Below are 1,456 nucleotides of genomic sequence, written 5' to 3'. Positions count from 1 at the left end.
CGGTGGCGAGCGCCGCGGCGAGGACCCGCTGGTCGTCGGCGCCGTCGCCGAGCGCCAGGACGGTGCGGCCGCGGTCGTGGGTGAGCACGGTGACCCCGGGCAGGCCCTGCGCCCAGCCGGCTGCGGCGGCGGGGGCGTGGACCTCCAGCCGGGTGCCGCCACCGCGGCGCACCTCGCCGACGGTGCCGACGGTCCGCATCCGGCCGGCCACGAGGATCCCGACCCGGTCGCACAGCCGCTGCACCAGGTCGAGCTGGTGGCTGGAGAACAGCACCGGCACCCCGGCGCGGGCCTTCTCCCGCAGCACCTCGCTCATCACGTCGACGGCGACCGGGTCCAGCCCGGAGAACGGCTCGTCGAGCACCAGCACCGCCGGGTCGTGCACGAGCGCGGCGGCCAGCTGCACGCGCTGCTGGTTGCCCAGGCTGAGCGCGTCGACGGTGTCACCGAGCCGGTGGTCCACACCGAGCTGCTCGGCCCAGCGCAGCACCGCCCGGCGCGCCGCGGCCCGGTCGACGCCGTGCAGCTCGGCCAGGTAGGTGAGCTGCTCGCCGACCTTCATCTTCGGGTACAGCCCGCGCTCCTCGGGCATGTAGCCGATCGTGCGGCGCACGTCGAGATCGACCGGGCGCCCGCCGAGGCGGACCTGCCCGGAGTCCGCCGCCAGCACCCCGAGGGCGATCCGCATCGTCGTCGTCTTCCCGGCGCCGTTGGAGCCGACGAAGCCGAAGATCTCGCCCGGGCGGACGTCGAAGCTCACCCCGTCCAGGGCGACCGTGCCGCCGTAGCGCTTGGTCAGCGCGTCGATCTCGAGCGTCGCGCCGGTGCCGGTCACCGGCCCGGCCCGGAGCTGCTGCTGTGCTGTCATCGGTCCCTCCCCGCTCGTGGGGGCCGACGCTACGAGCCGGGTGCCCCTTCGCGGATCGGCGCGCAGGACGAGATCGGCGACGCGGCGGGGTCGTCCTCGCGGACGAGCGGGCTGCGGGGCAGCACCGCGCGGACCGTCCACCCCGGACCGTCGCCGGGGCCGGTGCACAGGTCGCCGCCGAGCAGCGCGACCCGCTCCCGCATGCCGAGCAGGCCCAGGCCGGAGCCGGTCCCGTCGGGCCGGTGGCCGGGCACCGGGCCGTCGTCGTCGACCTCCACGACGACGGGGTCGCCGTCGCCGCCCCGGGTGACCCGCACCCGGGTGGGGGTGGGCCCGGCGTGGCGCAGGGTGTTGGTCAGGGCCTCGGTGACGATGCGCCGCGCGAACAGCTCCGCCTCACCGGGCGTCCCCGCCGGAGCGCCCTCGACCGTCACCTCGACCGGCAGACCCGCCGAGCGGGACGGCGCCACCAGCGCCTCCAGCGCGGCGGGGGACAGGTCCGCGCCGTCCGGGTCCGGACCCAGGTCGGCCAGCGCGGGCAGCGCCTCGGCGACCCGGCGCACCGAGTCGGCGATGTGCCCGAGCGCC

At 77.3% G+C, this 1,456-nt stretch carries 2 protein-coding genes; both read right to left on the bottom strand.

All coding sequences use genetic code 11. The features are described from left to right. A partial coding sequence (locus GTW08_RS28200; protein ID WP_161152764.1) for an ABC transporter ATP-binding protein occupies nt 1-868 on the bottom strand: 868 nt, incomplete at its 3' end. A 29-nt stretch (nt 869-897) separates the two neighbouring features. Next, nucleotides 898-1,456 (bottom strand): sensor histidine kinase (locus GTW08_RS28195; RefSeq protein ID WP_346009985.1); only part of this gene is annotated, 559 nt, incomplete at its 5' end.

The organism is Pseudonocardia sp. SID8383 (assembly GCF_009864975.1).
Lineage (GTDB): Bacteria > Actinomycetota > Actinomycetes > Mycobacteriales > Pseudonocardiaceae > Pseudonocardia > Pseudonocardia alni.
This window is presented reverse-complemented; position numbering and strand designations above follow the sequence as displayed.